This window comes from Duganella kummerowiae (assembly GCF_053572355.1).
This window is the reverse complement of sequence record NZ_JBKFEH010000019.1, coordinates 16,581-40,765: the sequence shown is the minus strand read 5'-3', so window position 1 is coordinate 40,765 and position 24,185 is coordinate 16,581. Positions and strand designations below refer to the sequence as shown.

Here is a 24,185-nt window from a genome sequence, read left to right as displayed (position 1 = left end):
CTTAGGAAGCAGCATGAATCTTGTTGAACGGGCCGACCGCTTTTTCCAGCTCAGTGCGCGCGGCAGCACGCCGCTGCGCGAAGTGCTGGCCGGCGCGACCACTTTTGCCGCGATGAGCTACATCCTGGTGGTCAACCCCCTGATATTGTCGGCGGCCGGCATGGACCGCAACGGCCTGTTCCTGGCCACCATCGTATCGGCCATGGCGGCCACGCTGGTGATGGCCTTGTGGGCCAACCTGCCGATCGCGCTGGCGCCCGGCATGGGCACCAACATCGTGTTCGCCCAGGTAGTGGTGGGGCAGATGGGCGTGCCCTGGCAGACTGGGCTGGCGATGGTGCTGCTCAACGCCCTGGTGTTCCTGGCGCTGTCGCTGACGCGCTGGCGGGCCCGCATCGTGGCCGCATTCCCGGAACCGGTGAAGCTGGGCATGCAGTGCTCGATAGGGGTGTTCATCGCCTGGCTGGGATTGCGCAGCGGCGGCTTGCTGGTGGCCGACGGCGGCACCCTGGTGGGCTTCTCGCGCCTGCATGACGGCGCCGCCTGGCTGACCCTGGGCGGCATCCTGCTGACGGCCATGCTGCTGGTGCGGCGCGTGCCTGGCGCCTTCCTGCTGACCATGCTGGTGGTGAGCGTGCTGGGATTGCTGGTGCACGGCGCCGATGGCAAGCCCCTGACCACCCTGCCTGCCAGCTGGTTCGGCCTGCCCATCTTTACGGGCGAACTGCTGTTCGCGCTCGACTTGTCCGGCTTTGTCTCGCACTTCATGCTGCTGCTGCCGGTGACGCTGTATTTCCTGCTGATCGAATTCTTTGCCGGCACCGCCACCATGTTCGGCGTCATCCGCAGCGCCGGCCTGCTGCAGGCCAATGGCGACCTGCCGCGCGCAAGGGCGGCCTTTGCGGCGGACGCCCTGGGCAGCGTGATCGGCGCGGCGGCCGGCACCTCGACCGTCACCGCCTATGTCGAATCGGTGGCCGGCGTGGAGGCCGGCGCGCGCACCGGCTTGAGCGGCGTGGTGGTGGCCGCGCTGTTCGGCCTGGCGCTGTTCCTGGGCCCCTTGCTGACCGCCATACCGTCCTGCGCCACGGCGCCGGTGCTGGTGATGGTGGGCCTGTGCATGCTGGACGGCTTGCGCGAACTGGATACCAGCGCGCCCGAGCACTATCTGCCGCCACTGCTGATGCTGCTGGTCACGGCCTGCAGCGCCGACCTGATGGTGGCGCTGGCGCTGGGCTGCTTCGTCTACACGCTGATGCTGCTGGCGCGGCGGCGCTGGCCCGGCTTCATGGTGCTGGGGCTGGATGCGGTGTTCGTGCTGTACCTGGGGCTGCGCGGGGCGATAGGCTGACGCTTGGGGTCAGGCGGCGCTGAGCTTGCTGATACGGGTCTTGTAGCGGTAAGGCGGCACATATTTCATTTCACAGTATTCGACCGGTTCGCGCCGGTCGGACAGCATCACGCGCTCGCACAGCAGCAGCGGCGTCCCCACGGCCACGCCCAGCAGGTCGGCATCCTCGGCCCGGGCCGCCACCGCACCCACGCTTTCCAGGCTTTCCGACGGCTTGATGCCGAACTTGTCGATCAGGATGCGGTACAGCGAGCCGGAACGCTCCAGTTCCTGCTGGTCCAGCCGGGCGCCGTCCGGCAGGCGCAAATGCGATTCCTGCAGGCCGACCGGCTTGCCGTTCATCAGGCGCACCCGCTTGATGCGCAGCAGCGGCTGGTCCGGCTCGATGTGCAGCAGGCTGGCGATGGCCATGTTGGCGGCCACCGTCTCCATGGCGAGGATGGTCTGGCCCGGCACTCCGCCGCGCTTGATGGTGTCCTCGGTGAAGCTGTCCAGGAAGCGCGACATCTGGCGCACCGCTGCCGGGGCGGCGAAGGTGCCGCGTCCGTGGTCGCTGTACAGCAGTCCCTGTTCTTCCAGCAGGCGGATGGCCTTGCGCACGGTGTCCCGGCTGACCTGGTAGGTGACCGCCAGCTCGCGTTCGGCCGGCATCGGCTCCTTGGCGCCTATCTTCCCGGACTCCATCAGGTGCTTGAGGGTGTCGGCCAGTTGCTGGTACAGCGGTTGCGCCGGTTTGGCGGGGGAGGCGGAATGGTCGGTGGTTCTGGGTCGCATGCTGTGTACCTGCTGTGGGCCGGGCCGGGTGGCAGCCGTATTGTAGCGAATTGCCCGGGGGGGCCGGTGAATTGTGACGGTTTCATTACCTAGGTACGTACCAATAAATAATGATCTTTCATAATATCGCATAGTATCCGCAAAAAATCAGAATGTTGGCCCGTATTAGAAATTTTCGCTTTCCATAATGGTACGTACCACGTTAGCATGATGATGAGTTGAACAAGGTGCGCGTGCACCGACTATCCATCACGGGGGAAATAACATGGTGTCGAAACTAGGGATGCTGGCGGCCGGATCTGCGGCCATGCTGCAATGGGGCGGGCCGGCGCAGGCGCAGGAAGCAAACGACGCGGCGCCGACCGTGGTCCAGGTCACCGGCCAGGTGCTGGGCAAGGGCGAGGCGCGCGCCAACAGCGTGATCGACCAGGCCGTCATCGCCGGGCAGCCGGCCGGCCTCGATCCGCTCAAGCTGCTGGCGCGGGTGCCGGGCATGCAGGTCAGCTCCAGCGACGTGCTGACCGGCAGCTTCTCGATGCGCTTGTCCATGCGCGGTTTTAACAAGGAGCAGATCGGGATCTCCATCGACGGCATCCCGAACGGCTCCACCCTGTCCAATGGCGGCACCATGCCGAACCGGCTGCTCGATCCGGCCAACCTGGTCCGGGTCGACGCCTCGCAGACGGCGGGTGACCTGGGCACGCCATCGAACCAGGCGCTGGGCGGCTATATCGATTTCAAGACGCGCGACCCGGCCAGGGAGCGCGGCGGCGACATCGAGCTGTCGGCCGGCAGCTTCGGCTACCAGCGCGGCTTCGTGCGGGTCGACACCGGCAAGTCGGCGTCCGGCACCAGCGCCTATCTGGATTATTCCCATGAATACGTGCGCACCTGGCCCGGCGACCAGTCTGGACGCAACACCCGCCGCCATATCGACGCCCGCGTGCTGCAGGACCTGGGCGGCGGCTCCAGCCTGCGCGCCACCGTCAGCTACAACAGGTTCAGCGACAACGACTATGATGCCGTGGCCCTGCTGGCCGAATCGTCCCGGGTGTACAAGGCCACCTTCTACGGTAATCCGGACAGCGACGGCCTGACCGACCACTGGACCGGCAACCCGGCCATCGACCAGAACTACCGTGGCACGCGCGGCATCAACAGCGAGGACACGCTGGTGCACCTGGACTGGACCCAGCGCTTCGGCACAAGCGGCAAGCTGACCCTCAAGCCCTACTGGCACAAGCAGGACGGCAACGGCTGGTTCTACGTCCCTTACGTCCAGCTGCCCGCCAATGGCCAGGTTTACAGCGCGGTGGCGGCGGGCGGCAAGCCAACCGCCACGGTCCAGGAGTGCTACAAGAACCAGTACCAGCGCAGCGCCGGCGGCGCCCTGGTTCCGCTCAGCGCGGTGTCCTATCCGGCCGGCGCCAGCGCCGCCTCGCTGTCCGCCGCGGGCTGCCCGGCCGCCGCCAGGTACGCGATGAACCCGGTCAGCCAGTGGGGCGCGCGCGAGGCCAGCACGCGCCGCAGCGACAACGCGATCGACCGCAAGGGCGTGCTGGCGGAGCTGTCCGGCGCGCTGGGCGAATACCAGCGCATCCGTGTCGGCGGCTGGCTGGAGCACACCACCCGCGACAAGGACCGCAACTGGTTCGCCGTCACCGATCCGCTGCTCAGCGGCGCCTTCCTGGACAGCGCGCTGTACTCGATCACCCAGGACCGCCACTACGCCTCCAATACGGCGATGGCCTACGCCCAGGACAAACTGAGCCTGCTGGACGACCGCCTGGAACTCGACCTGGGCGCCACCTACCAGCGCTTCAAGGAAGACTATTCCTCGCCGGTGGAATTTGGCGGCGTGCGCGCGCTGCAGGTCAGTTCCAGGCTGCTGCCCAAGCTGGCGGCCCTGTACCGTGTGAATGAAGACTGGGAGGTGTTCGCCAGCGGCTCCAAGAATTTCAGCGCGATTCCCGACTCGGTGTTCGAAGGCACGGCGGCGGTCGACTCGAAGAGCGGCATCAAGCCCGAGACCTCGGTCAACAAGGACATCGGCGTGCGCTGGACCAGCGACAACGGCTACGGCGCCGCGCTGAGCGCCTACCGGATCGACTACCGCGACCGCATCTCCATCCAGAACGGCAATCCGAACGGCGACATCTTCTCGCGCGACGCCACCACCACCTTTGCCAACCAGGGCGGCATCAGCTCCAGGGGCGTGGAGCTGACCGTGCGCGCCAGCGGCGCGCAGTACGAGCTGTACGCCAACGCCGCCTACAACGACGCCCATTATGTGGGCGACACCCCGGCCGAAGGCATCAAGGCCGGCGATCCGGTGCTGGGCGCGCCGCGCCGCAGCGCCTTCGCGGAGGCCACCTGGAAGCCCACCGGCGAATGGCGGCTGAGCGCCAACGCCCACTACGTCGGCCAGGCCGCCGGCACCTACGGCGAGGTGGTGAACACCGTAATCGCCGGCGGGCCGGCCGTGTATCCGCGCCAGTACATGCCGGCCTACACCCTGGCCGGCCTGAATGTCAGCTACCAGCCGCGCGCCAGCCTGTTCTGCCACGGCTGCCGCACCGAGTTCGCCTTCAATGCCGACAACCTGTTCGACAAGCGCTACCTGGGCGGCGTCGGCGCCGAGCTGACCAGCTCCAATCCGCTCACCACGGGCCGCTACTTCCTGGGCAGCCCGCGCACCCTGTACGCCACCATGCGGGTGAAGTTTTGAGGTACGGCCCGGCCGCCGTGCTGGCCCTGCTGCTGGGCGGCTGCGCCGTGCTGCCGCCGCAGTCCGGGGCAGGCCTGCGCCTGATCGGTGAACAGCGCATCGCACACCGCCAGCCGTTCGAGGGAACGCTGGTGGGTGGCTTGTCGGGCATCGATTACGATGCGCGCAGCGGCGCCTGGATCATGGCCAGCGACGACCGCTCGGAACACGGCCCGGCGCGCTTCTACACGGCGCGCCTGGACTACGACGAAACGCAATTCCGTGCGGTCACGCTGGAGGCGGTGCGGGCATTCCGCCAGGCCGATGGCAGCAGTTATCCGGCCCAGGCCGGGCTGGCCGAGCGCGGCGGCGAAGTGGCGGACATCGAGGCGGTGCGCTTCGCCCCCCAGGATGGAAGCATCTGGTATGCCAGCGAGGGCAACGGCGCGCTCGGCATGGCGCCCTTCGTGCGGCAGGCGTCCGCCGATGGCGCCTGGCGCGGCGAGCTGGCGCTGCCCGCCATGCTCAGGGCGGATCGCGGCCAGGCCAGCGGCCCGCGCGACAATCTCAGTGTCGAGGGGCTGGCCTTCGCGCCCGACGGCCAGTCGCTGTGGCTGGGCATGGAGGCGCCGCTGTACCAGGATGGTCCGCTGGCGACCACGGAACACGGTGCGGTAAGCCGTTTCACCCGGCTTGGCCGTGATGGCAAGGTGCTGGCGCAATACGCTTATCCGCTGGACCGCGTGCAAGGCGTGCCGGCCCCGGGGCGCCTTGCCGACAACGGCGTGTCCGAGATCCTGGTGTTCGATACGCGCCACTTGCTGGCGCTGGAGCGCTCGGGTGTGCAGGATGCCGGCGGACGTTTTGCCTTCCACATCCGCCTGTATGTGGTGGACCTGGAAGGCGCCACCGACATCCGTGACTACCCGTCGCTGGCTGGCGCCCGGTACCGGCCGTTGGCCAAGCGCCTGCTGCTGGACCTGGACCGGATCGGCCTGCCGCAGCTGGACAACCTGGAGGGCATGGCCTGGGGACCGCCACTGCGCAGCGGGCACCGCAGCCTGGTGCTGGTTTCGGACGACAACTTCAGCCCGCAGCAGGTGACGCAGCTGCTGGTGTTCGATGTGCCGCCGCTGCGCTAGCGGCGCGCCGCTTGTCCTGGAAAAACGACCAGGCCTCCTCGGCGGTTTCCAGGTCCGCATTCTGGCGGCCGGGGAAGCGGCTGAAGATGCCGGGATAGCGTTTCTTCCTGCTCGGCTCCGCATGGCCGCCGCCTTCGATGGCCAGCAGCCGGACTTGATAGGGATCGTGATCCGCGCCCCAGGTGTGGCGCAGCACGCGGGTGGCCGCATCGGCGGCCGCAATGGGCGCGATATGCGCTTGCTCCGGCAGCCCGGCCAGTTCGCGCCAGACGGCTGCGCTGGCCTCCATTCCCAGCATGGGCGCCAGCATCCACAAGGTATAGGGGTATTTGCCGCCGTGGTAGGGCATGAAGGGATCGGCCGTGCCGGCCACGATCAGGGCCGACAGCGGCACGCTGGGGGCGGGATAGTCCGCCTGCACCGGCATGCTGGCCAGCACGGCGCAAAAGGCCGCCAGCCGATGGCCCAGTTCGGCCGCGATGCGGTAGGCCAGCATGCCGCCCTTGGACACGCCCATCACGTAAATGCGCTCGGGATCGGCGCCATCCTCGGCGATGGCGCGCTCGATGATGGCCTCAATGAAGCCGACATCATCCACCTTGGGATTGCTGGCGATGCCGGCATAGCCGTCATTCCAGGCGCGCCGGCCGCGCTGCCTGGTGCCTTCCGGCGCGATCACGATCACTTGCTCGCGCGCCGCGATCTCGCGCCATACCGACAGCGGTGAGGGCGGAAACCCCATGCCCAGCACCTGGGCGGCGGAAGCGCCGCTGCCATGCAGGATGATGACCAGCGGCCGCTTGCCGCCGGCGGGCGCCGGCGCCGCCTTCAGGTAATGGCGCAGCCCCTCTGGACGCTGCAGGGAAGCTGGCGCCACCGGTGCTGCGGGTGAGTCCTGGCGGTCGGCGCCGCACAGGCAGGCCCGCAGCGCGTGTAACAAAGTAGGCATCGATACCCCGGCAATGGCTGCTGGACGTCTGCGCAGCCGTTGTGATGTGTTTAATAAGATTGCTGCGCCATCCAGTCGCGCGGACTCATGTTGCAGGCCGAGCGGAAGGCGCGGGTGAAGGCCGGCTGGGTGCTGTAGCCGACGTGGGAGGCCACGTCCTGCACCTGCCGCCCATGCAGCAGCAGCCGCTTGGCCAGGCTCATCCGCTGTTCCAGCAGGTATTCCGCCGGCGTGACACCGGTCAGGCGCCGGAAGCGCTGGGCGAATTTGCTGCGCGACATGCCGGACAGCAGCGCCAGCGATTCCACGGTCCAGGGTTCGCCTGGTTGCGAGTGCATGGCGTCCAGCGCCTTGGACAAGGCGTTGTCGGACAGGCCGTACAGCGCCGGCTCGCTCGTCATTTGCTGCGCCAGCAGATGCCGCAGCAACTGGATCAGCAGCACATCGAACAGGCGGTCGAGGATGAGCTTCTGGCCGAAGTTGGGCTGGTCCGCTTCGGCAAACAGCAATGCGATGGTATGGCCCAGGGCAGGGATGTGCTGGAACGGCAGGGCGATCATCGGTGGCAGCGTCCTGGCCAGGCCGTCCGGCGAGCCGTGCGGCCGTATCGTGGCGCACAGCAGTTCGGTGCCGGCAGAGGACTCCAGCCGGTGGGCGCAGGCGCGCGGATACAGTACCAGCGTGGGCTGCGCCACCAGCAATGTCGGCGCGCCGTCCTGGTGAAAGCTGACCTGGCCGGCCCGCACCAGGTGCAGGTGCCCGATGCCGGGTTCGGCGGGCAGCAGGTTCTCGCCGCAAAACTTCCCACGATAAAAAGTCTCGACCGTATAGCCAAAACGCATCAGCAGCACTGACAGGCGATCCATGCGCCACCTCCGGATGAAAAGCTATAATTTGTGGACGCAAAGAAATTTATTTTTCAATTGTACAGCTTATTATTTTCCGGCATCGCACCGTTGCAGTCATCGATACCGGAGAATCCATGAAATTGTCGAATTTGAAGATAGGCGCCCGCCTGTACCTGGCGTTTGGCGCCGTGGTGGCCTTGCTGGCGCTGCTGGTCACCATTGCCGAGCTGAGTCTCACGCGCCAGAATGAGGCCAACAACCTCAATGTCCATACCTATGAAGTGCTGGGCGCGGCCAACACCATGCTGGAAGGCTTGCTCAATGCCGAAACCGGCCAGCGCGGCTTTTCCCTGACCGGCAAGGATGCCTCGCTGGAACCCTACCAGAGCGGCAAGAAGCAGTTCGGCGATGCGCTGGCGCGTATCACCGCGCTGACCGCCGATAATCCACGCCAGCAGGAGCGGCTCAAGGCGCTGGGCGAAGCCCAGCAGCGCTGGCTGGCCGAGGCCGTCGATCCGGCCATCGCCCTGCGGCGCGGGGCCGGCGCCGATGGCATCGCGGCCGTGGTGGCGGACGAGCAGGGCAACAAGGGCAAGGCCGCCATGGACGCCATGCGCGCCCTGTTGGGCGAGATCGTCGCCACCGAGCGCGCCCTGCTGGAGCAGCGCGCGCGCGAGGCCGAGCAGCAGCGCAGCCGCACCGACCTGGTCGTCATTGGCGGCGGCGTGGCGGCGGCGGTGCTGGCCGCCGTGCTGGCGGTCCTGCTGGCGCGGAATATCACCATCCCGCTGGGCAGTGCCGTGGCGCTGGCCCAGCGCGTGGCGCAGGGCGATTTGAGCAGCAGGATAGCGGCCGATGGCAAAGACGAGACCGCCGAGCTGCTGCGCGCCCTGGGCGACATGAACAGCGCGCTGGCCGGCATCGTGCAGGACGTGCGCGGCGGCACCGACACCATCGCCACGGCTGCCGCGCAAATCTCGGCCGGCAATATGGATTTGTCGTCCCGCACCGAGCAGCAGGCCAGCTCGCTGGAGGAAACCGCCTCCTCGATGGAGGAGCTGACCTCGACCGTCAAGCAGAATGCCGACAGCGCGCGCGAGGCGCGCGAGCTGGCCGCCGGCGCGGAAGAGGTGGCGGTCAAGGGCGGCGCCATGGTGGCCGAGGTGGTCGAGACCATGGGCGGCATCAATGAATCGGCGCACAAGATTTCCGACATCATCGGCGTGATCGACGGCATCGCCTTCCAGACCAATATCCTGGCCCTGAACGCGGCCGTGGAGGCTGCGCGGGCCGGCGAGCAGGGACGCGGCTTTGCCGTGGTGGCGTCCGAGGTGCGCAACCTGGCGCAGCGCTCGGCCGGCGCCGCCAAGGAAATCAAGGCGCTGATCGACGATTCCGTGGGCCGGGTGGACGCCGGCAGCAAGCTGGTGGACCGCGCCGGCAGCACCATGCAGTCCGTGGTGGACAGCGTGCAGCGCGTCAGCGCCATCATTGCCACCATCGCCGATGCCAGCGCCGAGCAGCGCAACGGCATCGAGCAAGTCAACGACGCCATCACGCAGATGGACCAGGTGACCCAGCAGAACGCCGCGCTGGTGGAGCAGGCGGCAGCCGCCGCCAACGCCATGCAGGACCAGGCCGAGAAGCTGGCGGCGTCGGTGCGGGTGTTCAGGCTGGAAGCGGCTGCGGGCGCCGCGCCTGCGCCCGCGGCACGCCCAGCCGCATCGGCTGGCCGGCAGCCGCTGAGGATCAGCGTGGCCGCCGGGTAGCCGGTTGACGCACCAAAACGGCGGGGCAGCCCCTTCCTTCCCCGGAGCGATACCACGCGCTGGGGCATGCCTGCAGATACTTGTTCTTGTAACTGTTTTTCGGTAATATCGACCAGCTAGCCACGCCGAAACCAGCTTGCCACATATTGAGGGAATGCCGATGAAAAGCAACGCTTTGCATGCTGGAGACATTGTCATCATGGGGCAGAAATTGTTCGGCACATTCAAGCCCGAACACACCGCGATGGCGTTGGGCGGCAACAAAATTGCGCACTCGGCTTCCGTAGGCGTTATCAAAGGAGACTTTCCTGAGGTTGCGCCCACAGCAGGCGCAGAATGGAGCGCAGTCGGTTTTCGGCTTGTCCCTAACGCCGGCCTTGCGAGCGGATCCGCTGGCGATGCAGCCTTCTATGCCGATCTCTGGTCGATTACCGAAGGTGGCACGCCAACCACCATTTACGGTACGCCTCGCGCTAGCGGGATCAAGCAATATCTGAAGGTGAGTCCCGACGTTCCCCCGCCATTTGAATTCGACGCGTTATATAGAGCGCTGAAATGGGCAAGTCGCAACGACGAGGGCGTTGCGTTATCACGAAATAAAGGTATCACCTGCTGCGCATTCGTCACGGCGTGCTATCAGGCGGGGGTCCTGCTCAGGTTGGCAAGCTGGGACACCCACGCCATTGCGGAAGTCTATGAAGAACTGGCCAATCGCCGCGTGAACAAAAAAGATCCGGGCAACCACACGGCACGACACCAGAAGGTAGACTATCAAGGGAGGCAAGTTGAGAACTACTACAAGCGCGAGGTCTCGAATGTTGGAGCAATCGACCTTGCGGGCCCAAGCGTATCTGCATTGATCCAACGAATGCTGACCCGCTTTTTCCGGGATCGCGGTTCAAACATACAGGCAAAAAACGTCGACGGACTCACAGGCGCTCACCTGTTCACGCCTGCCTTGGGATATGACGCCAAGTATTACCATAGTGTGCAGTTATATGCCCAGCTGATGCTGGACCCGATGTGGACGAAACTGGGGGCAGTCGAGAACTGAGCAGCGCCCGTGCCGTTTCGTCGCTGGATGTTAGTGGAATCGGCCATCCTCGACTACATGCTGGTGCGCCGGAACGGTCCTTGCCAACACAGCGACGCCACGGATTGAAAATCCTCTTGTTACCGAGGTGGTCAGCCCCTGCGCCTGACCTGCAGAGCGGGAGTCAGGGTGAGCCCTGGCAGTTGCGAAAATGCTTCACTCAGCCAGACAGATCGGAGTATCAACGTTTGGCAAGATCTCTAGATTCGCGCCATTATGCCGAGGGGTCATATGAAGAATCAGAATTTTCGCCGCGAAGGATACCAGTCCGGATTGACCGGCTATGTGACACAACTTGAACATATCGTCGGCAAGAATGCAAGGGACCTGGCAATCGACCTTGGCTATACAGACTCAGCCTTGAGCGACGGCTACAGCCTGTATCTTCTTCAGCAACATGTCGGAATGGCCGATTTTCGGTGGAAAGACCGGAGCCGGTTTTCTGCCGGCTGGTCGATCGACTGGATCGACGTCGAATCGAAAGGCCGCACGGTCAGGGAATACTTCTACGTCGACCGCTACGACCAACTACGCCACGCCCTTAACCGCACGACCAGCCTGCCGACCGACTGGAAAATCGACGAATTCATGTGCATGCAGCAAGCGCTGCTCAATGTTCTCCGGGGCCCGCGCCGCATCGCCAAGGTCGTTCCAAAAAAACGCCTGGATAGTTCCGACTATCCCGACGCGCCAGGGAATGGCGTGCCGCAATGGGAAATTGTGGTCCCCAAGCAGTTCGTCTGCGCGGCCGATGTACATCCCGACCAGATGATACGGGCCGGTGTGTTTGATGCAAGCTATTAAGTGGTGCGGAGAGTCGGTACAAACGAAAACGCCGACCTGCGAGGGTCGGCGTTCTGTCGAATCTTGGTGGCCCGGGGCGGAATCGAACCACCGACACAAGGATTTTCAGTCCTCTGCTCTACCAACTGAGCTACCAGGCCAAGGGCCGCAATTATAGCAGGCCTGTTCCGGAATTTGCAAACCCCCGTGCAGATAGGCCCGATCGCTGCGGCGGCGCACAGCAGGGACAGCCAGCATTCAAGCAGGAGGCGGCGCAATCGCAAGCTCCGGACGGTGGCGGCCCGCAGCCGCATGCGCGGGATCATACGGTTGCCGCCGCCGGTCGCTGGTTGTATTGCTGCCTGTCGTGCTTTGTTGTATAACCGATATCTACCACATCACACACAACAACCACACGGGGGTCTTGATGAAGCGTACAGCGGGGCTGCTGGCAGCGGCCGTTCTCGGCTTTTCCACCCAGGCGCAGGCCGCGCCGACGCCGGCCCAGCAGCAGCTGCGCGCCATCTACCAGGAGCTGGTCGAAACCAACACCACCAATTCCGTGGGCTCGTGCACGGTGGCGGCGCAGAAGATGGCGGCCCGCCTGAAAGCCGGCGGCTATGCCGACGCCGACATGCAGCTCATCGTGCCGCCGGGCGGCCCGGCCAAGGGCAACCTGGTGGCGCGCCTGAAGGGCGACGGCGGCGCCAGGCCGCTGCTGCTGCTGGCGCATATCGACGTGGTCGAGGCCAAGCGCGAGGACTGGGTGCGCGATCCGTTCAAGCTGATCGAGGAGGATGGCGTGTTCTACGGGCGCGGCAGCTCGGACGACAAGGCCATGGCCGCCGTCTTCGTCGACACCATGCTGCGCTTCAAGCGCGAGCAGCTGCGTCCCCGGCGCGACGTGATCCTGGCCCTGACCTGCGATGAGGAGCTGATACCGTCCGATTTCAACGGCGTCGAATACCTGCTCAAGCACCACCGCAGCCTGATCGACGCCGAGCTGGCCTTGAACGAAGGCGGCAGCGGCCTGCTGGACCAGGATGGCAAGCCGCAGCGCCACGGCATACAGGCCGGCGAGAAAACCTTCCAGAGCTTCCAGCTGGAAGTGACCAACCCGGGCGGCCACAGTTCCATCCCCAAGCGCGACAACGCCATCTACCACTTGGCGGACGGCCTGTCGCGGCTGGGCAAGTTCGATTTCCCGTTCAAATTGTCGCCGGTCACGCGCGCCTATTACGAGCGCATGGCCACCATCGAAAAGGGACAGGTGGCGGCCGACATGAAAGCCATCCTGGCCGACCCGCCGGACCTGGCGGCGCTGGAGCGCCTGTACGCCGTCCATCCCTCGCACAACGCCACCGTGCGCACCACCTGCGTGGCCACCACGGTGGATGCCGGCCACGCCACCAACGCGCTGCCGCAGCGCGCGCGGGCCGTGGTCAACTGCCGCATCCTGCCGGGCGTATCGGTGGACGAGGTGCAGCAAACCCTGGTGAAGGTGCTGGCCGACGACCAGATCAAGATCACCCGCATGGGCCAGGCGGTGGCGCCGCCGGTGCCGCCGCTGACGCCGGCCTTCATGCGCGCGGTGCAGGAGACCAGTGAACAGCTGTGGCCCGGCGTGCCGGTGGTGCCTACCCTGTCCACCGGCGGCACTGACGGCCGTTTCCTCAACAGCGTGGGCATCTGGACCTATGGCGTCAGCGGCATGTTTGCCGGGCCCGAGGGCAGCGGCGCGCACGGCTTGAACGAGCACCTGCGCGTGAAGTCGCTGTACGACGGCCAGGAATTCCTGTACCGCCTCAGCAAGCGGCTGGCGGAGGGCAAGTGATGGAGCTGCCGGCCAGCTGGCGCGCCAGGCTGGCGCCCTATCAATGGAGCGAGGCCGAGGAGGGCTGCTCCGGGGCCGGGGTGTATCGGCTGCATGCAGCCGGCCTGCCTGCGCTGTACCTGAAAGCCGGGGATGCGGAGCAATTGGCGCAGGAGGCCGGGCGCCTGCGCTGGCTGTCCGCCGTCGGCCTGCCGTGCGCTCAGGTGCTCGCTGAAGCGCAGCACGAGGGCCGGTATTTCCTGCTGCTGTCGGCGCTGGCGGGACAGGACCTGGCGGCGTCCGCGCTGCCGGCGGCGGACAAGGTGGCGTTGATGGCCGATGCCTTGCGCGCGCTGCACGGCCTGGATATCGCCAGCTGTCCCTACGACCACCGCGCCGCCGTGCGCATCGCACACGCGGCCGCCAACGTTGAGGCCGGGCTGGTGGATGAGGACGATTTGGATGAGGCCAACCTGGGCCTGCCGCTGGCGCAGCTGCTGGCGCGCCTGCGGGCCTCGGCGCCGCCGGTGGAGGACCTGGTGGTCACCCACGGCGACGCCGGCATGCCCAACCTGATCGCCGATGGCCACGCCTTCTCCGGCTTCATCGATTGCGGCCGGCTGGGCGTGGCGGACCGCCACCAGGACCTGGCGCTGGCCCTGCGCGACATCGAGGATGACCTGGGCCAGGAATGGGTGGAACCCTTCCTGCGCCGCTACGGGATGGAAGCCGATCCCGCCAGGCTGGCGTTCTACCGTCTGCTGGACGAGTTCTTCTAGCCGTCCCAAAAAAACGCCCGCTGGCGGCGGGCGTCTTGCTGCTTACTTCAGGGTGCGTTCGAACAGCTGGTAGATGCGGCGGTATTCGTCGTACCACGCTTCCGGCTGCACGAAGCCGTGGCGCTCCATGGGGTAGGGCGCCAGCTCCCAGTTATCCTTCTTCAGTTCGATCAGGCGCTGCGCCATGCGCACCGAATCTTGGAAGAACACGTTATCGTCGATCATGCCGTGCGCGATCAGCAAATGGCCCTGCAGCTTGTCGGCATATTCGATCGGCGACGAGACCTTGTAGGCGACCGGATCGACATCCGGCGTGTTGAGGATGTTGGAGGTGTACTCGTGGTTGTAGGTGGTCCAGTCGGTCACCGGGCGCAGGGCGGCGCCGGCCTTGAACACCTCCGGCGCGCGCAGCAGGCCGATCAGGGTCATGAAGCCGCCATAGCTGCCGCCGTAGATGCCGACGTTCTTCGCATCGCCCTGCTGGTTGGCCACCATCCAGTTGACGCCGTCGATATAGTCTTCCAGCTCCGGATGGCCCATGTTGCGGTAGATGGCGGTGCGCCAGTTGCGGCCATAGCCCAGCGAGGCGCGGTAGTCCATGTCCAGCACCAGGTAGCCTTTGGAGACCAGCAGGTTGTGGAACATCTGCTCGCGGAAGTACACCGGGTAGCGCTCGGTCACGTTCTGCAAATAGCCGGCGCCGTGCACGAACATCACGATGGGATATTTTTTACCGGGTTCCAGCTGTGCCGGGCGGTACAGCTTGGCCCAGACCGGATCGGCGCCATGGGTGGACGGCACGGCCACGATTTGCGGCTGCACCCATTCGCGCGCCTTGAATTCGGCGCTGCGAGTGTCGGTCAGCTCGGTGGCCTTGCCGCCGCTGGCCGGCACGGTGGCGATCTGCGCCGGCACATAGGCCGACGAATGTCTGACCAGCAGGGTGCGGCCGTTGGGCGACAGGGTGTAGCTTTCCGCGCCGTGCAGCGCGGTCAGTTCCTTCAGCGCGCCATCCTTGGTGGAGGTGGAGCACACCTCGTAGGTGCCGGGCAGCTTGGGATTGCACATGAAGTAAGCGGTGCCGCCGTCGGCCGACCAGGTGATCTCGGTGGCTTCCCACCGCCCCGAGGTCAGGGCGCGCGTGGTGCCATTCTCGGCGCGCGTGTACAGGTGGGTGTAGCCGCTTTCGTCCGACTGGTACCACAGGGTGCGGTTATCCGGCAGCCAGCCGAAGTCGTTGCCGCGGTTGTTGATCCAGGCGCTGTCGGTCAGGCGGTGCACCGGAGCCAGGGTGGCGGCGGCCAGGTTGACGGTGGCGATCCAGCGGTCCTTGTTGTCGGTGGAGGCGGCCATCACGGCGGCGCGGGTGCCGTCGTCGCTCCAGCGCAGGGCTTCCTCGCGGCCTTCGAAACGTACCGGGCGGTTGCCCTTGAGCGCCGGTAGCTTTTGCGCGGCGCGCAGCTCGGCCAGCGGATCGGTGCTGATCCCCGGCAGCACGTCCAGAGACAGCTCGGTGACCTTGCGCGTCGCCAGCTCGACCAGCTTCAGGGTTTGCGGCGTGGCGCCGTTGCGGCCCACGCGCTTGCGCTGGTCTTCCGTCTCCTCGTAGCCGGATTCGGTCACGTACTTCTGCAGCTTGCCGATGCGGCCCTTGTCGCCATCCTTGACCGAGGTCACCACCAGCAGGTAGCGGCCGTCCGGCGACAGCGCGCTGGCGTCGATCTGGGCCTTTTCACCGAGGTAGATCGGCTGCGGGGCGCGGGTGGGATCGGCCTTGCGCTCCTCGTTGCGGCGGTCGCGGGCGGCGTCGCGGTCCTGCTTTTGCTGGGCCAGGTTGGTGATCAGGCGCAGCTGCAGGTCGCGCAGGGTGTCCGGCTCGGGGATGGCGTCCGGGTCCTTGGCGGTGCGCAGCAGGGCCAGCGGCGACACCAGGCGTTCGGCACGGCTCCAGCTGAACCAGTCGCTGCCGACGCGGAACTGCACCTGCTTGCCGTCGGCCGAGTATTGGGCGTCGGCGGCCGGGCTGGTGCCGCGCACGATCTGCACCAGGGCGCCGGTCTTCAGGTCACGCTCGAACAGGTCGCCGTTGCGCAGCACGATGGCGCGGGTGCGCTCGCGGTTGTAGGCTACCTGGGCGGTGTCGATGCCGGCCAGCTGCTGGCCGTCCACCAGTTTGGCGGCGCCGCCGTTGATGAGGAAGGTGTCGCGCAGCTGCGAGCCGCTGCGTTTCTGTTTGTAGTAGACCTGGCGGCTGTCCCAGCCCCACCAGGCCGATTCCACCGGATTGCCTATCCAGTCCGGGTTGGCCATGGCCTGGTCCAGCGTGATGGGAGTGGGTGCGGCCAGCGCGGACGCGGCCAGGGATGCCAGCGCGGCGGCCAGCGTGGCCGCAAGCGCGCTTGCGGCGGTGGGACGGGGGAAACGCATCGGGGAATCGCCTTGGTAAGGGTAGAGGAAGCGTGGGATCGCCACTGGAACAAAACGCCCGATTCTAGCCCATGTATGTCGATGCGGAAATGATGGGCTTGTAACCCTTATGTTACAAACAACGTCAGTTTTGCGCGCGGTTGTCGTCCTCGTCGTCCTCGTCGTCTTCCTCGACCACGCCGGCGTCCAGGCGCAGCGCCAGCAGCAGCACGAAGCCGGCCAGCAGGTACAGGCCGACCATCAGCAGCAGCAGGGCGGCCGTGCCTTCGGCGGCCAGCAGGCGTCCGCCCAGGGCCGGGGTGACGGCGCCGCCCAGCAGGCCTATGCTGTTGACCAGGGCGATGCCGGCGGCGGCGCGCTGGCGCGGCAGGTAGTCGATCAGGATGGCGGCAAACAGCGGCGTGGCGGCGGCAATGCCCACCATGGCCACGCACAGGCCGGCGATCGACCAGGCCAGTTCGCCGTCGGCCGCCACCACCAGCCCCAGGCCGGCGGCGGCAATCACGGTGCTGGCGATGAAGTGGCCACGCCGTTCGCGGCGGCGGTCCGAGTCGCGCGCGATCAGCAGCATGCCGGCAATGCCGGCCAGCTGCGGGATGGCGGCCAGCAGGCCCAGCTCCATGTGGGTTTGCGCGCCCCAGCCGCGCAGCAGGGCGGGGGCCCAGAACAGCAGGCCGTAGGCGGCGCCCATCAGCAGCAGGTTGGACAGGGCGAGCATGCCCAGCACCGGATCGCGCAGCAGCGCCTTGATGCCCGGCTGGCGGCCCTGCGGCGCGGCGCCCGCGCCTTCGCGCTCCAGCTGCTGCTCCAGCAAACGCTGTTCGTGCGGCGTCAGCCAGCGCGCCTTGGAGGGACGGTCGGCCAGGTAGAACCAGGCGAACAGGCCCAGCGCGGCTGCCGGCAGCCCTTGCAGTATCAGCAGCCACTGCCAGCCATCCAGGCCGCCGGCGCGGTGCAGGTAGTGCAGGATGGCGCCGCAGCCGGGGCCGGCCAGCAGGCCGGCCGCCAGCGCGGCCGACGCGAAGAGGGCGATCACGCGCGCCCGCCGCGCCGAGGGATACCAGTAAGTGAAGTAGAGCAGCACGCCGGGATAGAAGCCGGCCTCGCAGGCGCCCAGCAGGAAGCGCAGCAGGTAGAACTGCCAGGGCCGGGTGACCAGGGCGGTGGCGGCCGCCACCAGGCCCCAGCACAGCATGATGCGCAGCAGGATGAGGCGTGCGCCCGTCTTTTGCAGCATCAGGTTGCTGGGCAGTTCGAACAGGCAGTAGCCGACGAAGAACAGGCCCGCGCCCCAGGCATACACCTGGTCGCTGAAGGCCAGCGCATCTTTCATCTGCAGCTGGGCGTAGCTGATGTTGACCCGGTCCAGGAAAGCCACCGCATAGCACATCATGAGCAGCGGCAGCAAACGCCAGGTGACGCGGCGGTACACGTCTTCCATGCGCCCGGCCACCGGCAGCTGCAGCAGGGTGGCGCTCATGGCAGGCGCTCCGCGCGCGGCGGCCGCGCTGGCAAGTGCCGGTCCGGCAAGGCTGGGGCGGTGGCGGGATCGGTCTGCATACGGCCGATATTAGCGGCCCGCCGCACGGGCAGGCAAGCGTTAGCAGCGGCCCGGGTCAGTTGAAAACAACAGTGCGCGCCGGACCCCGCCAGGCGCCGCTGGCGATGCACCAGTGTGGCGCACAAATGCGCAATTGTTGTGCCGTAACCGTGTCAGGAAGCGGCGCGGCCAGCCTGCCAGGTGGGCTCGTGGGCATGGCGCGGGCGCAGTTCCGGGGCCTCGGCGGCATTACCTTCCTGGGCCAGGAACTGGCTGCCGATCTCGAACCACTCGTCGCTGGGCAGGACTTTCTGCGCCAGCGGCAGCAGCTCCTTTTCCTCCTTGTCGAGGCGGGTGAGCAGGTTGTGGCAATACAGGTCCACCGTGCGGCACAGGAATTTACCGTGGATGGCGCTGCGGCGCATGGCGCGCTGCAGGCACTTGCGCACGGCGCGCAGCATGGCGTGGCCCAGGCGGCTCAGCGATTCGAGGTCGTTCAGCACCGGCGCCGCCTCGCCGCGGCTGGCGTTGCGCACGGCCGGCATCAAACAGGTTTCGAGCTTGCGCTGGTGGCGCGCCTCGGCAAAGCGGGTCAGCTCCTCCAGCTGCGAGGCGATGTAGGCCGGATCGACCTCCTGCGGCTTGCGGGCCCGGCTCTGCACGTATTGCAGCAGGCGCGAGATGAAGTGTCGTTCTTTCTTTTGCTCAATCGATAGCGTCAATAAGACATAGGTCGCGGTAAGCATGGCGTGTTCCCGGTTGGTCTGTTCTGACTTCGGCTGCGCGGCTGGCGTGCGTGGGGTGGCTGGCGCGCCCGAGGTGAAGAGTATTACCTTAGCGCGCAGACGGCCTCATACAACGCCTGATTACAATTTTTCACAACTAGCTGCGTGGAAAAAACACCGCTGGCTTGCCGGCGGGAAGCACGGGATGCAGGGCCTGGCCGGCGGGACGCTGCACGGAGGGGTGGTTCAGACTGGATATTATGCGCCGCGTCGGCCGCGTAAACATGTCGTTTTTGGAACGCGATGCAAAATTTTTTTGATGCATCGCGCTCCGCCGATAGCTTGCCGCTTCAAGCGCGCGGCTCACCCAGGTAGGCGCCGCGCGGCGCACCCAGTCCGGCCCGCACCTGGCGCGCGGTGTCGTCGGCCAGCACTTCGTCCTGGTTGGCTTCCAGGGCGGCCACGATGGCGGCGGCAATGTCGGCCGGGGCCGACTTGGGGGCGTCCACGCCGGCCGTCATGCCGGTGTCCATATAGCCCATGTGGGCCGCCAGCACTTGCGTATGTTGGGACCGCAGTTCGCCGCGCAGGCCGTTGGACAGGGCCCAGGCGGCCGCCTTGGAGACGCTGTAGGTGCCGGTGCTGGGCAGGCTGATCCAGCTCAGCGCGGACAGCACGTTGACGATGGCGCCGCCGCCGTTGCGGCCCAGGACAGGCGCGAAGGCGCGGCTGAGCAGGAAGGGGCCGAAGAAGTTGGCGTCCAGCTCGGCGCGCGCGGCCGCCACCGCGTTATCCGACATCACGCCCGTGCCCAGCGAAATGCCGGCGTTGTTGACCAGCACGGTCAGGTCGGGGATGGCTTGCACGGCGGCTGCGATGTCGGCTTCGCTGGTGACGTCCAGCTTGATCGGCGTCACGCCCGGGGTGGTGACGCTGTCCGGGTTGCGCGCCGCGCCATACACCTTGCGTGCGCCTGCCTGTACGGCGGCTTGCGCCAGGGCCTTGCCCAGGCCTCGGTTGGCGCCGGTGACGAGTACTACGGAATCTTGCATTTTCATGATGTTTCCTTTCAATGTAATGATCTTTAATATGACCGGTCGTCTTAAAATGAAGCGAAAAAAAATCAGCGCAGCAGGGCGGGCAGGCTCAGGTCCAGGAAGCGCTGCAGCGGCGCCGCGCTGGCCTCCACCTTGGAGCGCGCCACGGCGCCCTCCCAGGCGTCGATCACGGCGTTGGCCAGCTCAGGCGCGGGCAGGGCGCCGCCTATCTGGCCGGCCTGCTGCCCGGCCGCGATGGTGTCGGCCAGCACCCCGGCCCAGTCCTGCAGCGCGCCGCTGACTTCGGCCCGGATGGACGGACTCTGGGCCGACAATTCCGTGCTGAAGTTACCCAGCAGGCAGCCGCAGCGATGTTGTGCCGCACTGCCCAGCTCCACCAGTGCGCCGAAGTGGCGCCGCAGCCGTTGCTGTGCGTCCTGTTCCGGCTGGCCGTCCAGCAGTGCCCGATAGGGTACACCTGCCTCGTGGTAGCGCCGCACCACCTCCACCCCCAGTTCTTCCTTGCTGGGGAAGTGGTTGTAGAACGATCCCTTGGGCACACCGGCGGCCTGGGTGATGTCCTGCACGCTGGTCGCGTTGAAGCCCTTGCTGTGAAACAATGCAAGGCTGGCGGCGACGATCTGTTCTTTGACGTTAGGTTTGGGCATGGGTGTAATATGACCGGTCGTCTTGAATAAGTCAAGCACTTTCCGTGTACTGGTGTGGCGAGATCAGCCCGGTCCGGACTGCTGCCGGGCCAGGAAATAGGCCGGGCTGGTGAGCAGCACCGAGATCAGGTCGGCCTGGCGGTTGGTGCCGGTCTTGTTGAAGATGCTCTTGAGCTGGCTGCGCGCCGTGTGGGTGGAGGTGCCGCGCCCGGCCGACGCTTCCTCCAGGGTGAGGCCGCTGCACAGGGCCACCGCCAGTTCCGCCTCCGCCTCGCTGAGGTCGAACAGGCGCTGCACCAGGCCGGCCGTGACGCTGGGTACCTGGCCGGGATCGAAGGCGAACAGCAGGGCGCCGCCGGGGGCGCCGGCCAGCAAGGGCGACACCAGCAGCATCAGGTCTTTCTGGCCGGTGCGCGGCAGCAGCACCACGCCGGGGGCCTCGGCCCCGTGGCCGCGGCTGGCGGCGATAGCCTTGGTGATCTCCAGGCCCAGCTTGCGGGCGCTGGCGGTATTGCGGCACTGCAGGTGGCCATCCTGCAGCCACAGGTCGCGCCGCTGCTCCAGGATGGCGGCGGCGCTGCGGTTGTGGTGGGAGACGCGGCCGAATTCATCCACCAGGATGGCCGGCATGGACAGCATGTCCAGGCCGCCGGTCAGCACGTTGCGCCCCATCTGCAGGTCGGCGAAGCGCTGGCGCATCTGCAGGGCGCGCTGCAGGTGCGGAACCAGGCGCTCGAAGCAGGCCAGCTCCTCGCGCCGGAAGCCGGGCTGGCGGCGGCCGCGCTGCAGGAACAGCTGGGTCACCCAGTCGCCTTCGCGCATCAGGACCGCGGCGCAGGCGCTGTGGATGTCGAACGGCAGCAGGTACTCGCGCTGGAAGTCGGTACCCTCGTAGTCGCCCGGTTGCAGGTCCAGGTTGCTGGCGCAGAAGGTGGCGATGGGCTGGCGCTGGATGTGGCGGGCCAGCATGTCCTCGGCGGCGTAGCGTGTCGCGTAGCGGTCCAGCGCCTCCTGCGCCAGGCCATGCATCCACCAGCCCTTGACCTGGCCTGTGCCGGTATGGGCGGTGACCAGCACCGCGCCTTTCAGGTCGTGCGTCCGGCACATCGCGGCCACGAAGCCGTCGAAACCCTGGGGCGACAGCACGGCGTCGTAGACGTGGGTGAGCAGGGCGTCGGTCTGGTGTTCGGTATCGGTATCCATGGCGGCGGCGGCAACAGCGGTGGCTGATTATTGTCACAAGAACAAAATTCTTGCAAGCCGGAACGCAGGCCGCTTGTTGTTTTCGCGTCACTAGTACTGTGCGGATTTCGTCGCCGCAGGCTGGCCTTTCCTGCAAGACGGACGGCGGGCGCTCCGGTACATTGGTGTGGTCTTCCACCACGACCGCGCCGCCATGACCGCCACCTCGCCCTACCGCCGCCTGCTGCTGAAAAGTTCCACCGTGCTGGGCTGGTGGGCCGGGCTGGCGCCGGCCGCCGCCGCGCAGTCCGGGACGGCGCTGCCGGCCACCGCCCGGGCCTTGCCGCTGGCCGACGTGCGCCTGCTGCCGTCGCCGTACGCGGATGCGCTGGCGGCCAACCTGGCCTACCTGCTGCGCCTGGAGCCGGACCGCTTCCTGCACAACTACCACAAGTTCGCCGGACTGCCGGTCAAAGGCGCGATCTACGGCGGCTGGGAATCGGACACCATTGCCGGCGAGGGCCTGGGCCATTACCTGTCGGCGCTGGCGCTGATGCACGCCCACACCGGCAACCCCGAACTCAAGCCGCGCATTGACTACATCGTGGCCGAGCTGGTGCGCGTGCAGCAGGCGCATGGCGACGGCTATGTGGGCGGTTTCATGCGCAAGCGGCCGGACGGCCAGGTGGTGGACGGCAAGGAGATCTTCCCCGAGATCATGCGTGGCGAGATACGCTCGGCCGGCTTCGACCTGAACGGCTGCTGGGTGCCGCTGTACAACTGGCACAAGGTTTTTGCCGGCCTGTTCGACGCCCAGGCCCTGGCCGGCAACCAACAGGCGCTGGCGGTGGCGCAGGGGCTGGGCGGCTACATCGCCACCGTGTTTGCCGCGCTGGACGACGAGCAGGTGCAGCGCGTGCTGGGCTGCGAGCATGGCGGCATCAACGAGAGTTTCGCCGAGCTGTATGCGCGCACCGGCGAGACGCGCTGGCTGGCGCTGGCGCAGCGCCTGTACCACGCCAAGGTGCTCGAGCCGCTGGCCCAGGGCCGCGACGAGCTGGCCAACCTGCATTCGAATACCCAGATCCCCAAGCTGATCGGACTGGCGCGCCTGCACGAGCTGGCCGGACGGCGGCGCGACGCCGACGCGCCGCGCTATTTCTGGCGGCGCGTGACGCAGCACCACAGCTACGTCATCGGCGGCAACGGCGACCGCGAATACTTCTCGGCGCCGGACAGTATCGCGGCCCATATCACGGAGCAGACCTGCGAAGCCTGCTGCAGCTACAACATGCTCAAGCTGACCCGCCACCTGTATGGCTGGGCGCCGGACGCCGCCTATTTCGATTACTACGAGCGCACCCATCTGAACCACATCCTGGCGCACCAGGATCCCAAGACCGGCATGTTCACCTACATGACGCCGCTGATGTCCGGCACGGCGCGCGAGTATTCCAGCGAGGACAACGACTTCTGGTGCTGCGTGCTGTCCGGCATGGAGAGCCACGCCAAGCATGGCGACTCGGTCTACTGGGAGGGCGGCGACACACTGCTGGTCAATCTGTACATCCCGTCCACCGTGGAGTGGCGCGCGCGCGGCGCCGCCTTCCAGCTCGACACGCGCTACCCGTACGAGGGCGAGATCGCGCTGCGGGTGACGCGCGCCGACCCGGCGCGGCCGTTCGCGCTGGCGCTGCGCATCCCGGCCTGGGCCGGCGCACACCGGCTGCAGGTCAACGGCCGGCCGGCCGCCGCCGCCATGGAGAAAGGCTACGCGGTGCTGCGGCGCGCATGGAAGACGGGCGACGTGGTGACCCTGGCGCTGCCGCTGGCGCTGCGCCTGGAGGCGGCGGCCGGCAATCCCAAGGTGGTGGCCCTGCTGCGCGGCCCGATGGTGCTGGCGGCCGACCTGGGTCCGGCCAGCGAACCGTGGACCGCGCTGGCGCCGGCCCTGGTGGGGGCCGACATCCTGGGCGGCTTCGCCCCGCTGGACCGCCGCCAGGCCGTGTACCGCACGCGCGGCACCGGGCGCCCGGCCGAGCTGCGCTTCACGCCCTTCTACGCCCAGTACCAGCGCCGCTCGGCGGTCTATTTCAACACCTACACGGACGCCGAATGGGCCGCTTCCGGCGCCGCTTACCGCAAGGAGCAGGCGCGCCTGAAGGAGCTGGCGGCGCGCTCGGTGGACGTGATGCACCTGGGCGAGATGCAGCCGGAACGCGACCACCAGCTGGAGTCCGACATCTCCTATCCGGTGTCCTACCGCGGCCGCAACGGGCGCGACGCCCGCAGCGGCGGCTATTTCAGCTTCCGCATGAAGGCGGCCCCGGGACCGCTGGTGCTGCAGGCCACCTACTGGGGCGAGGAGCGCAACCGCGACTTTCATATCAGTATAGACGGGGTGCGCGTGGCGCGCGTGCAACTGAAGGGCGAGGACCAGGGCGTGTTCATCGAGCGCGCCTATCCGCTGCCGGAGACGCTCACGCGCGGCAAGGACAGCCTGCTGGTGCGCTTCGAGCCGGAGCCGGGCCACTCAGCCGGGCCGGTGTTCGGCTGCCTGCTGTACCGCGACGCGCAACACTAACGATGTTGCACGGA

General features: G+C 67.0%; 18 protein-coding genes and 1 tRNA gene. 9 read left to right on the top strand and 10 right to left on the bottom strand.

Annotated elements, in window-relative coordinates:
• The first annotated feature begins 13 nt into the window (after nt 1-13).
• Entirely contained in the window at nt 14-1,351 is a 1,338-nt protein-coding gene (locus tag ACLB1G_RS23480) for an NCS2 family permease (RefSeq protein ID WP_491629672.1), read from the top strand.
• Nucleotides 1,352-1,360: 9 nt separating this feature from the next.
• Here the strand turns inward: ACLB1G_RS23480 and ACLB1G_RS23475 are convergent, their stop codons facing one another.
• The gene (locus tag ACLB1G_RS23475) at nt 1,361-2,125 is read right to left on the bottom strand and encodes a GntR family transcriptional regulator (protein ID WP_491629671.1); all 765 of its coding nucleotides are present in this window, start codon (nt 2,123-2,125) and stop codon (nt 1,361-1,363) included.
• Between the two features lie 265 nt (nt 2,126-2,390).
• On the opposite strand from ACLB1G_RS23475, the gene ACLB1G_RS23470 reads away from it, so the two are divergent.
• Nucleotides 2,391-4,853 carry a TonB-dependent receptor domain-containing protein gene (locus tag ACLB1G_RS23470; protein WP_491629670.1) on the top strand — a complete coding sequence of 821 codons (2,463 nt, stop codon included), beginning with the start codon at nt 2,391-2,393 and terminating at the stop codon, nt 4,851-4,853.
• Nucleotides 4,850-5,974: an esterase-like activity of phytase family protein gene (locus ACLB1G_RS23465; protein WP_491629669.1), complete on the top strand. Its 1,125-nt coding sequence runs from the start codon at nt 4,850-4,852 to the stop codon at nt 5,972-5,974. Before ACLB1G_RS23470 ends, ACLB1G_RS23465 begins: the two co-directional genes overlap by 4 nt.
• On the opposite strand, the gene ACLB1G_RS23460 is transcribed toward ACLB1G_RS23465, so the two are convergent.
• Nucleotides 5,919-6,923: a CE1 family esterase gene (locus tag ACLB1G_RS23460; RefSeq protein WP_491629668.1), complete on the bottom strand. Its 1,005-nt coding sequence runs from the start codon at nt 6,921-6,923 to the stop codon at nt 5,919-5,921. The two genes, ACLB1G_RS23465 and ACLB1G_RS23460, sit on opposite strands and share 56 nt — an antisense overlap.
• 50 nt (nt 6,924-6,973) lie before the next feature.
• Entirely contained in the window at nt 6,974-7,789 is an 816-nt protein-coding gene (locus ACLB1G_RS23455; protein WP_491629667.1) for a helix-turn-helix transcriptional regulator, read from the bottom strand.
• A gap of 116 nt (nt 7,790-7,905) precedes the next feature.
• On the opposite strand from ACLB1G_RS23455, the gene ACLB1G_RS23450 reads away from it, so the two are divergent.
• The 3 genes from ACLB1G_RS23450 to ACLB1G_RS23440 all read left to right on the top strand — a co-directional run bounded on the left by ACLB1G_RS23450 (nt 7,906) and on the right by ACLB1G_RS23440 (nt 11,437).
• Nucleotides 7,906-9,540, top strand: a complete 1,635-nt coding sequence (locus ACLB1G_RS23450) for a methyl-accepting chemotaxis protein (protein ID WP_491629666.1) — start codon at nt 7,906-7,908, stop codon at nt 9,538-9,540.
• Between the two features lie 160 nt (nt 9,541-9,700).
• On the top strand, nt 9,701-10,594 hold the full coding sequence (locus ACLB1G_RS23445; protein ID WP_491629665.1) for a hypothetical protein: 894 nt from the start codon (nt 9,701-9,703) through the stop codon (nt 10,592-10,594).
• 270 nt (nt 10,595-10,864) lie between these two features.
• Nucleotides 10,865-11,437, top strand: a complete 573-nt coding sequence (locus ACLB1G_RS23440; protein ID WP_491629664.1) for a hypothetical protein — start codon at nt 10,865-10,867, stop codon at nt 11,435-11,437.
• 64 nt (nt 11,438-11,501) lie between these two features.
• Here ACLB1G_RS23440 and ACLB1G_RS23435 read toward each other — a convergent pair.
• Nucleotides 11,502-11,577: transfer RNA gene (locus ACLB1G_RS23435), tRNA-Phe, on the bottom strand.
• A gap of 266 nt (nt 11,578-11,843) precedes the next feature.
• Here ACLB1G_RS23435 and ACLB1G_RS23430 point away from each other — a divergent pair.
• Together ACLB1G_RS23430 and ACLB1G_RS23425 are read left to right on the top strand one after the other, a co-directional pair.
• The gene (locus ACLB1G_RS23430; protein WP_491629663.1) at nt 11,844-13,250 is read left to right on the top strand and encodes a M20/M25/M40 family metallo-hydrolase; all 1,407 of its coding nucleotides are present in this window, start codon (nt 11,844-11,846) and stop codon (nt 13,248-13,250) included.
• Nucleotides 13,250-14,008: an APH(3') family aminoglycoside O-phosphotransferase gene (locus tag ACLB1G_RS23425; protein WP_491629848.1), complete on the top strand. Its 759-nt coding sequence runs from the start codon at nt 13,250-13,252 to the stop codon at nt 14,006-14,008. The genes ACLB1G_RS23430 and ACLB1G_RS23425 overlap by 1 nt, the downstream gene beginning before the upstream one ends.
• 42 nt (nt 14,009-14,050) lie before the next feature.
• Here the strand turns inward: ACLB1G_RS23425 and ACLB1G_RS23420 are convergent, their stop codons facing one another.
• From ACLB1G_RS23420 to ACLB1G_RS23395, 6 genes are all read right to left on the bottom strand, one after another.
• Nucleotides 14,051-16,435 (bottom strand): S9 family peptidase, encoded by a 2,385-nt coding sequence (locus tag ACLB1G_RS23420; protein WP_491629662.1) that lies wholly within the window; start codon nt 16,433-16,435, stop codon nt 14,051-14,053.
• A 124-nt stretch (nt 16,436-16,559) separates the two neighbouring features.
• Entirely contained in the window at nt 16,560-17,915 is a 1,356-nt protein-coding gene (locus tag ACLB1G_RS23415) for an MFS transporter (protein WP_491629661.1), read from the bottom strand.
• Between the two features lie 233 nt (nt 17,916-18,148).
• On the bottom strand, nt 18,149-18,721 hold the full coding sequence (locus ACLB1G_RS23410) for a hypothetical protein (protein ID WP_491629660.1): 573 nt from the start codon (nt 18,719-18,721) through the stop codon (nt 18,149-18,151).
• 329 nt (nt 18,722-19,050) lie between these two features.
• Entirely contained in the window at nt 19,051-19,758 is a 708-nt protein-coding gene (locus ACLB1G_RS23405) for an SDR family oxidoreductase (protein ID WP_491629659.1), read from the bottom strand.
• A 65-nt stretch (nt 19,759-19,823) separates the two neighbouring features.
• Nucleotides 19,824-20,405 carry a TetR/AcrR family transcriptional regulator gene (locus tag ACLB1G_RS23400; protein ID WP_491629658.1) on the bottom strand — a complete coding sequence of 194 codons (582 nt, stop codon included), beginning with the start codon at nt 20,403-20,405 and terminating at the stop codon, nt 19,824-19,826.
• A gap of 63 nt (nt 20,406-20,468) precedes the next feature.
• Nucleotides 20,469-21,608, bottom strand: coding sequence for a helix-turn-helix transcriptional regulator (locus ACLB1G_RS23395; RefSeq protein ID WP_491629657.1), 1,140 nt, complete (start codon nt 21,606-21,608; stop codon nt 20,469-20,471).
• Between the two features lie 193 nt (nt 21,609-21,801).
• Between ACLB1G_RS23395 and ACLB1G_RS23390 the strand changes: the two genes are divergently transcribed.
• The gene (locus ACLB1G_RS23390) at nt 21,802-24,171 is read left to right on the top strand and encodes a beta-L-arabinofuranosidase domain-containing protein (RefSeq protein WP_491629656.1); all 2,370 of its coding nucleotides are present in this window, start codon (nt 21,802-21,804) and stop codon (nt 24,169-24,171) included.
• Nucleotides 24,172-24,185 lie beyond the last annotated feature (14 nt).